At 72.7% G+C, this 8,733-nt stretch carries 9 protein-coding genes; all 9 read left to right on the forward strand.

The features are described 5' to 3' along the window. Positions 1–2 precede the first annotated feature (2 nt). Entirely contained in the window at positions 3–1,067 is a 1,065-nt protein-coding gene (locus ACO1X9_RS16770; protein ID WP_486351998.1) for a Glu/Leu/Phe/Val dehydrogenase family protein, read from the forward strand. Continuing rightward, positions 1,064–1,867 carry an electron transfer flavoprotein subunit beta/FixA family protein gene (locus tag ACO1X9_RS16775; protein ID WP_486351999.1) on the forward strand — a complete coding sequence of 268 codons (804 nt, stop codon included), beginning with the start codon at positions 1,064–1,066 and terminating at the stop codon, positions 1,865–1,867. The genes ACO1X9_RS16770 and ACO1X9_RS16775 overlap by 4 nt, the downstream gene beginning before the upstream one ends. Next, the gene (locus ACO1X9_RS16780; protein ID WP_486352000.1) at positions 1,864–2,817 is read left to right on the forward strand and encodes an electron transfer flavoprotein subunit alpha/FixB family protein; all 954 of its coding nucleotides are present in this window, start codon (positions 1,864–1,866) and stop codon (positions 2,815–2,817) included. Before ACO1X9_RS16775 ends, ACO1X9_RS16780 begins: the two co-directional genes overlap by 4 nt. Then, on the forward strand, positions 2,814–3,722 hold the full coding sequence (locus tag ACO1X9_RS16785; RefSeq protein ID WP_486352001.1) for a cytochrome b/b6 domain-containing protein: 909 nt from the start codon (positions 2,814–2,816) through the stop codon (positions 3,720–3,722). Before ACO1X9_RS16780 ends, ACO1X9_RS16785 begins: the two co-directional genes overlap by 4 nt. A gap of 14 nt (positions 3,723–3,736) precedes the next feature. Next, positions 3,737–5,236 carry a CoA-acylating methylmalonate-semialdehyde dehydrogenase gene (locus ACO1X9_RS16790; protein ID WP_486352002.1) on the forward strand — a complete coding sequence of 500 codons (1,500 nt, stop codon included), beginning with the start codon at positions 3,737–3,739 and terminating at the stop codon, positions 5,234–5,236. Between the two features lie 8 nt (positions 5,237–5,244). Then, positions 5,245–6,399: an acyl-CoA dehydrogenase family protein gene (locus ACO1X9_RS16795; protein ID WP_486352003.1), complete on the forward strand. Its 1,155-nt coding sequence runs from the start codon at positions 5,245–5,247 to the stop codon at positions 6,397–6,399. Further along, a complete protein-coding gene (locus ACO1X9_RS16800) occupies positions 6,396–7,400 on the forward strand; it encodes a 3-hydroxyisobutyryl-CoA hydrolase (RefSeq protein WP_486352004.1) in 1,005 nt (334 codons plus the stop codon). The genes ACO1X9_RS16795 and ACO1X9_RS16800 overlap by 4 nt, the downstream gene beginning before the upstream one ends. 10 nt (positions 7,401–7,410) lie before the next feature. Next, entirely contained in the window at positions 7,411–8,304 is an 894-nt protein-coding gene (gene mmsB / locus ACO1X9_RS16805; RefSeq protein ID WP_486352005.1) for a 3-hydroxyisobutyrate dehydrogenase, read from the forward strand. Beyond that, positions 8,304–8,733, forward strand: a 430-nt coding sequence (locus ACO1X9_RS16810) for an enoyl-CoA hydratase-related protein (protein ID WP_486352006.1), incomplete at its 3' end; no start/stop codon positions are given. The genes mmsB and ACO1X9_RS16810, both read left to right, overlap by 1 nt.

An 8,733-nucleotide genomic window follows, 5' to 3' on the forward strand; every position in this document is an offset into this window, starting at 1 on the left:
CGTTGAGCGAAACGATCACCACCCTGCCCGCCTTCGATCACGAGCGCGTCGTGACGGGCGTGGGACACCGTTCCGGTCTCACGATGACCGTCGCGCTGCACTCGAGCGTGCTCGGGCCCGCGCTCGGCGGTTGCCGCACCTGGACCTACGACTCCTGGCTCGACGCCCTCTCTGATGCGCTGCGACTCGCCTCGGCGATGACGATGAAGAATGCGGCCGCCGGGCTCGACGCCGGCGGTGGGAAGTCGGTCATCCGGCTCGCCCCCGGTGAGACGCTCGACGGCGATCGGCGCACCGCGGCGTTCCTCGATCTCGGCGACCTCGTCGAGTCGCTCGACGGCCGCTACCGCACGGCGGAGGACGTCGGCACGACCGCCGACGACATGCAGGTCGTCGCCCAGCGCACGCGTCACGTCGTCGGACTGCCGTCGGCGACGGGGGGATCGGGGGAGCCCGCGGGTCCTACGTCCGAGGGCGTGCTCGCCTCGCTCCGCACCGTCCTCCGCGAGCTGTACGAGGATCCGTCGTTCGCGGGCCGCTCCTTCGTCGTCTCCGGGCTCGGGCAGGTGGGATCGCGCATCGCGACCCGACTGGCCGAGGAGGGCGCCATCCTGACCGTCTCCGACGTCGTCGCGCGCAAACGCGATCTCGCGACCGCGCTCGGAGCGAGCTGGGTCGAGCCCGACGAGGCACTGCTCACGACGGCCGACGTGTTCGTGCCGGCGGGGGTGGGAGGCGTGCTCACGCCGGACGCGATCGAGCGGCTCGACGTGCGCGCCGTCGTCGGACCCGCGAATAACCCTCTCGCAGAGCGCGCGGGGGCCGCACGGCTGCACGAGCGCGGCGTGCTCTACGCGCCCGACTTCGTCGTCAACGCGGGCGGCGTGATCTACCTGACGCTCGCCGCCGACGGTGTCGACCAGGGCACGATCGACACCCGCATCCGCGCGATCGGCGACACCCTCGCGCGCGTGTTCGCCGATTCCGCGGCGACCGGGACGACGCCGCTCGTCGCCGCGGAGGCGCTCGCCTTCGCGCGACTCGATCAGAAGGAGACGGTGCGATGAGGATCGTGGTGCTGGCCAAGCAGGTGCCCGACACATGGGGCGAGCGCGAGCTCGATCCCGCGACCGGCCGGGTCGTGCGGCGCGCGTCGGAGGCGACGGTGGATGAGGTGGCCGAGCGCGCGCTCGAGCTCGCCCTCGTCGCGAAGGACGCCGATCCCGCGACCGAGGTGGTCGTGCTGACGATGGGTCCCGCCCACGCGCGCGACGGCATCCGGAAGCTCCTCGCGACGGGCGCGGACCGCGCCGTGCACGTCGTCGACGAGTCCCTCGCCGGAGCCGACCTCCGGCTCACCGCCCAGGTGCTCGCCGCGGCGGTCGCGAAGCTCGACGCCGACCTCGTGGTCGCGGGCGAGGCCTCGACCGACGGCAACGGCGGCATGATCCCGAGCGCGATCTCGAGCGTCCTCGGGCTGCCGTTCCTCGGCGCCCTCGAAGACACCCGCGTCGGCGCAGGCACGGTGGTGGGCCTGCGCCGACGTGAGGGTGCGACGCAGCGCGTGCAGGCCGAGCTCCCCGCTGTCGTCGCGCTCACCGAGCGCAACGCGGCCCTGCGGTTCGCGGGGCTGCGCGGCGTGATGGGCGCGAAGAAGAAGCCGCTCGAGGAGTGGACGGCCGCCGAGCTGGTGCCCGAGCGGCCGGGCGCACGCTCGGTCGTCGTCGAGACCACGCGACGTCCCGAGCGGGTCGCCGGGCACCGCGAGAACGAGACCGACGACTCAGCCGCGCGGCTCGCCGAGTACCTGCGGGGGCTGGGCGTGCAACCCGCCGCCGCTCTCGCCGCGCAGGGAGGTACCCGATGAGCACCGTGCTGGCCCTGATCGAACTCGACGCCGAGGGGCGTCCCGCCGCGTCGAACCGCGATGTGATCGCCGCCGCGAGCCGACTGGGCGACGTCGTCGCCGTCGTCGCGGCTCCCGCCGCCCGCGCGTCCGAGCTCGGCGCCGCGCTCGGCGAGCTCGGCGCGACCCGGGTCACCGTCGTCGACGTCGCGGGAGCGGACGGGCTGCTCGCCGCCGCGGGCGTCACCGCCGCCTCGCACGCCGTGACCGCCGAGCACCCCTCGGCCGTCGTCGCCGCGCACTCGATCGAGGGGCGCGAGGTCGCCGCCGCGATCGCGATGCGCCACGACGGCGCGCTGTGCGTCGACGCGGTCGACGTCGACGGCGCGGGCGTCGTCACGCACTCCGTCTTCGGCGGGTCGTACGTCGTGCGCTCGCGCATCGAGGGCGGCCTCGCCGTGCTCACCGTGCGCCCCGGCGCCTTCGAGCCGCTCGCTCCCGCGGCCGCCCAGGTGACCGTCGTCGAGGCGCGGGTCGAGGGGCGCTGGGGCGTCGTCGAGTCGACCGAGTCCGACGCTCCCGCCCCGGGCCGCCCCGACCTGCGCGGCGCCCGCGTCGTGGTCGCCGGCGGCCGGGGGCTCGGGAGCGCCGACGGGTTCGCTCTGGCCGAGCGGCTCGCCGACGCGCTCGGCGCAGGGCTCGGCGCCTCCCGCGCCGCGGTCGACGCCGGCTTCGCCCCGCAGAACCTCCAGGTCGGTCAGACCGGCGTCTCGGTGCAGCCCGACGTCTACCTCGCCCTCGGCATCTCGGGCGCGATCCAGCATCGTGCGGGCATGCAGACGTCGCGCGCGATCGTCGCGATCAACGCCGACCCGGACGCGCCCATCTTCGACATCGCCGACTACGGCATCGTGGGCGACGCCTTCACGATCGTGCCGAAGCTGCTCGAGGAACTCGGGGCGTCGCGATGACCGCCGCGGCCCCGGGCCCTCGCTGGCGCAGTCTGCTCTGGATCGCTCCCGCACTCGTCGTCCTCGCGGTGGCCGTCGTGCTGGGCGCCCAGGCCCTGCGCAGCGTGCCCGCGGTCGCCGCCTTCGTCGCCGCCTACCCGGGAACCGCGCCGTCTCTCGCGAGCCCGGCCGGCATCCCGGGGTGGGTCGCCGTGCTGCACGTGCTCAACGCGTTCTTCCTCGTGCTCATCGTGAAGAGCGGATGGGCGGTGCGTACGACCCGTCGTCCGGCGGCGTTCTGGACCCGTAAGAACTCGGGGATGCTCCGCACGAAGCGCCCGCCGAAGCGCATCAGCCTCGACCTCTGGCTGCACTACACGATCGACGCGGCATGGATCCTCTGCGGACTCGCCTTCGTCGTGCTCAGCTTCGCGACCGGGCATTGGACGCGCATCGTGCCGACGTCGCTCGACGTTCTCCCGCACGCCGCCTCCGCGGCCCTGCAGTACGTCTCGCTCGACTGGCCGACCGAGAACGGCTGGGTCGCCTACAACGCCCTCCAGCTGCTCGCCTACTTCACGACGATCTTCGTCGCGGCGCCGCTCGCGTTCCTCAGCGGTCTGCGGATGAGCGCGCTGTGGCCCACGTCGGGTCCGCTCGCGCGCGTGCCCGTCGAACCGGCCCGGAAGCTGCACCTCCCCGTGATGCTCTACTTCGTGCTGTTCACGATCGTGCACGTCGTGCTCGTGCTCACGACCGGCGCGGTGCGCAACCTCAACCACATCTTCGCCGCGCGCGACGACGACGGCCCGCTCGGCGTCATCCTCTTCGCGGTCACCCTCGTCGCGATGGCGGCCGCCGTGATCGCGGCGCGTCCCATCCTGCTGCGCCCGCTGGCATCCCTGACCGGCACCGTCACCCGATAGACCCTGGAGAACCCATGACCCGCGAACTCAGCCACTTCATCGACGGAGTGCACGTCGCCGGCACGTCCGGTCGCTTCGGCGACGTCTACGACCCCTCGGACGGCACGGTGCAGGCGCGTGTGCCGCTCGCCACCACGGCCGAGGTGACCGCGGCGATCGACAGCGCCGCCGCCGCCCAGCCGGCGTGGGGTGCGACCAACCCGCAGCGTCGAGCCCGCGTGCTGCTCAAGTTCCTCGAGCTCGTGGCGAAGGACATCCCGAACCTCGCCCGCACCCTCTCGAGTGAGCACGGCAAGACGATCGAGGATGCCAAGGGCGACATCCAGCGCGGCGTCGAGGTCGTCGAGTTCGCGGCCGGCGCGCCGCACCTGCTCAAGGGCGAGTACTCGTCGAGCGTCGGCACGGGCGTCGACGTCTACTCGATGCGCCAGCCGCTCGGCGTCGTCGCCGGTATCACGCCGTTCAACTTCCCGGCGATGATCCCGCTCTGGAAGGCCGGACCGGCGCTCGCCGCGGGCAACTCGTTCATCCTCAAGCCGAGCGAGCGCGACCCCTCGGTGCCGCTGCGCCTCGCCGAGCTGTTCCTCGAGGCGGGGCTGCCGGCCGGCGTGCTCAACGTCGTCAACGGCGACAAGGAGTCGGTCGACGCCCTCCTGCACGACGACCGCGTGCGCGCGATCGGGTTCGTCGGCTCGACCCCGATCGCGCAGTACATCTACGCGACCGCGGCCGCGCAGGGCAAGCGAGCGCAGTGCTTCGGCGGCGCGAAGAACCACATGATCGTCATGCCCGACGCCGACCTCGACCAGGTCGCCGACGCCCTCATCGGCGCGGGCTACGGGTCGGCGGGGGAGCGCTGCATGGCGATCTCGGTCGCCGTGCCCGTCGGGCAGGAGACGGCCGACGCCCTCGCGGCGAAGCTCACCGAGCGCGTCGCCGCCCTGCGCATCGGACCGGCGCTCGACCCCGAGGCCGACTACGGGCCGCTCGTCTCCCGCGACGCCGTCGAGCGGGTGTCGGCCCTCATCCAGTCCGGCGTCGACGAGGGGGCGACGCTGCTCGCCGACGGACGGGGCTTCACGGTGGAGGGCCACGAGAACGGCTTCTACCTCGGCCCCACGCTCTTCGACCACGTCACGACCGACATGCGGATCTACCGCGAGGAGGTCTTCGGTCCGGTGCTCATCCTCGTGCGCGCCGACAGCTACGAAGACGCCCTGCGTCTGCCGAGCGAGCACGAGTACGGCAACGGCGTCTCGATCTTCACGCGCGACGGGGACGCCGCCCGCGACTTCAGCGAGCGCGTGAACGTCGGCATGGTCGGGGTCAACGTGCCGATCCCGGTGCCGATCGCGTACCACACGTTCGGCGGCTGGAAGAAGTCGGGCTTCGGCGACCTCAACCAGCACGGGCCCGACTCGTTCCGGTTCTACACGAAGACCAAGACGGTCACCTCGCGGTGGCCCTCCGGGATCAAAGAGGGCGCCTCCTTCGTGATCCCGACGATGAGTTAGGAGACGCCATGTCGTTCCCGCCCACGAGCCTCACCGAGGACCAGCGCGCGATCGGCCAGTCGGTGCGCGAGTTCGCCGAAGAGGCGCTCGCTCCGAACGCCAACGAGTGGGATGCCACGCACACCCTGCCTCTCGACGCGCTGCGCCAGGCCGGCGAGCTCGGACTCGGCTCGGTCTACGTCGACGAGGAGCTCGGCGGGTCGGGGCTCGACCGGGTGAGCACCGCGATCGTCTTCGAGGAGCTCGCGCGGGGCGACACCGCCGTCGCGGCGTACATCTCGATCCACAACATGGCGACGTGGATGATCGCCACCTTCGCCGCGCCCGACGTGGCCACCGAGTGGGTGCCGCGCCTCGCCGCCATGAACGAGCTCGCCGCCTACTGCCTCACCGAGCCCGAGGCCGGCAGCGACGCCGCGGCCCTGCGCACCTCGGCGGTGCGCGACGGCGACGACTACGTGCTCACGGGCGTCAAGCAGTTCATCTCGGGCGCCGGGGCGGCGGCGGTCTACGTCGTCATGGCGCGCACGGGCGGCCCGGGGCCGAAGGGCATCACCTCGTTCGTCGTGCCCGCCGACTCCCCGGGGCTGTCGTTCGGCCCGCTCGAGAAGAAGATGGGATGGAATGCACAGCCCACCCGTCAAGTCATCCTGGAGGGGGTGCGCGTCCCCGCCGTGAACCGCATGGGCGACGAGGGCACCGGCTTCGCGATCGCGATGAAGGCCCTCAACGGCGGTCGGCTCAACATCGCCGCGTGCTCGCTCGGGGGCGCCCAGTGGGCACTGGAGCGTACCGTCGCCTACGTGAAAGACCGCGTCGCATTCGGCTCGCGCCTCGCCGACCTCCAGTCGGTGACGTTCCGCATCGCCGACATGGAGACGGGCCTGCAGGCCGCGCGCGGACTCGTGCGCGCCGCCGCCGAGGCGCTCGACCGGAACGACGACGACGTCGCCGCCCGGTGCGCGATGGCGAAGCGCTTCGCGACCGACGTCGCCTTCGATGTCGCCAACGACGCCCTCCAGTTGCACGGCGGCTACGGCTACCTGCACGAGTACGGCATCGAGCGCGTCGTGCGCGACCTGCGGGTGCACCAGATCCTCGAGGGGACCAACGAGATCATGCGGCTCATCGTCGGACGCCACCTGCTCGAGGAGCGCCGATGACCGCCTCCGTGCTCACCCGTGTCGAGGGGCGGCTCCGGCGGATCACGCTCAACCGTCCGGCCGCGATCAACGCGCTCACTCACGAGATGGTCGTGCTGATCGCCTCGGCTCTCGACGCGTGGCGTGACGACGACGTGGTCGAGACCGTGCTGCTCGACGGCGCGGGGGAGCGCGGCTTCTGCGCGGGCGGGGATGTCGTCGCCCTCGCGCGCTCGGGCGCGGCCGACGAGGCCGACGCGTTCTGGCGCGCCGAGTACCGGCTCAACGCCGCGATCGCGCGCTACCCGAAGCCCGTCGTCGCCCTCATGGACGGGCTCGTGCTCGGCGGCGGCGTCGGGCTCGCCTGCCACGCGTCGCATCGCGTGGTCACCGAGCGCAGTCGCGTCGGGCTGCCCGAGACGGGCATCGGCTTCCTGCCCGACGTCGGCGCGACCTGGCTGCTGTCGCGCGCACCGGGGGAGCTCGGGCTGTTCGCCGCGCTGACGAACCGCTTCCTCTCCGGCCCGGAGGCGATCGAGCTGGGTCTCGCCGACGTCCTCGTCGAGAGCGGCGACCTCGAGCTGCTGACGATCGCACTGCGCGACGCCGCGCCCGACGAGGTGCTCGGCGGCTTCGCGACCACCGTGCCGCCGTCGGGGTTGCTCGAGGCGCGGGAGTGGATCGACTGGTCGCTCGCGGGCGACGACCTCTCCGAGATGCTCCGTCGCCTCGACGCCGGAGACGACGCGGCGCACGAGGCTGCCCGGGTGATCCGGTCGAAGTCGCCGACCGCCTCAGCCGTGACGATCGCCGCCGTCCGCTCGGCCGCCCGGGCGGCGTCGCTCGAAGACGCCCTCGTCACCGAGCTGCGCGCCGCCGTGCGACTCGCGGCCTTCCCCGACTTCGCCGAGGGCGTGCGCGCGCAGCTCGTCGACAAGGACCGCACGCCGCACTGGGCGGCGGAGGCCGACGACATCCGCCGCTTCCTCGCACCGCTCGAGCGCGACCTCACCTTCGACTGAGAGGACGATCATGACGACCGTCGCATTCTTCGGCCTCGGCCACATGGGTGGCCCCATGGCCGCCAACCTCGTGAAGGCCGGGCACACCGTGCTCGGTTACGACCCCGACGCCGCCAACGCGGCCGTCGCGGTGCAGACCGGGGTCTCTCTCGGGACGCCCCCCGAGCAGCTCGCCGCGCAGGCCGACGTCGTCGTCACGATGCTGCCCGCCGGACGCTTCGTGCTCGACGTCTACGCGCAGCTGCTCCCGCACGCGCGACCCGGCACCCTCTTCGTCGACTCGTCGACGATCTCGGTCGACGAGTCCCGGCAGGCGCACGCCCTCGCGACGGCCGCCGGGCACCGTGCGCTCGACGCCCCCGTCTCGGGCGGCGTCGGGGGAGCGGCCGCCGGCACCCTCACCTTCATGGTCGGCGGCGACGCGGCCGACGTCGACGCCGGCCGCGAGGTGCTGGATGCCATGGGCGCGAAGGTCGTGCACTGCGGCGGGCCGGGCCTCGGCCAGGCGGCGAAGGTGTGCAACAACATGATCCTCGCAGTGAGCATGATCGCGGTGTCCGAGGCGTTCGTGCTCGGCGAGGCGCTCGGGCTCGAGCACGAGGCGCTGTTCGAGGTCGCGTCGACGTCGTCGGGCCAGTGCTGGGCGCTCACGACGAACTGCCCCGTGCCCGGGCCCGTGCCGGCGAGCCCGGCGAACCGCGACTACGCCCCCGGATTCGCCGGGGCGCTCATGGCGAAAGATCTCGGCCTCGCCGCCTCTGCCATCCAGTCGTCGGGAGTCGCGGCCGAACTCGGGTCGGCGGCGGAGGCGATCTACCGGCGCTTCGCCGAGGGCGACGGCGCCGGCAAGGACTTCTCGGCGATCATCGGCGACATCCGAGCCAAGAGTGGAAGGGTGGACTGATGGAGACGCTCCTCGTCGAGACCCAGGGTCGTGTCGGCCTCATCACGCTCAACCGCCCGAAGGCGCTCAATGCGCTGAACTCGGAGGTGCTCACCGAGCTGCTGGAGGTCGTGCAGCGCTTCGACGCCGACGAGGGCATCGGAGCGATCGTCATCCGCGGGTCGGAGCGTGCCTTCGCAGCCGGCGCCGACATCCGCGAGATGTCCGGCTACGACGCCCGGCGCGCGCTCGTCGAAGGGCTGCTCAACGGGTGGGATGCCTTCACCCGCGTGCGCACGCCCGTGATCGCGGCGGTGCGCGGCTACGCGCTGGGCGGCGGCTGCGAGCTCGCCATGATGTGCGACCTCATCGTCGCGGGCGAGGGTGCGACGTTCGGCCAGCCCGAGATCACGCTCGGCGTCATCCCGGGCATGGGCGGAACCCAACGTC

The sequence above is a fragment of the Pseudolysinimonas sp. genome, from assembly GCF_057350545.1.